This is a genomic window from Vibrio sp. 03_296, from assembly GCF_002265885.1.
The window spans coordinates 1-419 of record NZ_NPKW01001395.1 but is presented as its reverse complement, the minus strand read 5'-3'; the positions used below and the strand labels follow the sequence as shown (position 1 = coordinate 419).

Sequence of the window (419 nt, the reverse complement as noted above, 5' to 3'; positions counted from 1 at the left end):
TTTATAAAGCAACGCCTGACCATTCGGACATTGGTAGCWGTCTCTTTGCGCGTCGTAAGTAAAGTGTTTCTTTTTGAACGCATTTTTCGTTCTCGATGGRCGTCGATAACCGAACACGCCAAGAATACCTCGACGTTCAAGTGACTCYGCCACTGGAGCGGTAAAGTAGCCCGCATCCAGTCCAACGGCTATCGGGTTCAATTGGAATGTAGCAAGCGTGTAATCTAAGCGTTGAACGTAAGGCTGTGAGTCATTGATGTTGCCCGCGGTGGTATAGGTATCGAGGATAATTCCATGTTGACCATCAACGGTTCGATGGTCGAGRTAGAAGAAGCCTTGTGGCTTATTATCACGAGTCATGAAGCCACTCTCTGGGTCAGTGGTGCTGGTTTTGGTATTCTTTGTTTTTGACTCTGATT

At 47.0% G+C, this 419-nt stretch carries 1 protein-coding gene; it reads right to left on the bottom strand.

Annotation, left to right across the window (positions count from 1 at the left end):
- The coding region (locus tag CIK04_RS32575) for a transposase (RefSeq protein ID WP_142995067.1) at nt 1-419 on the bottom strand (419 nt) is incomplete at both ends.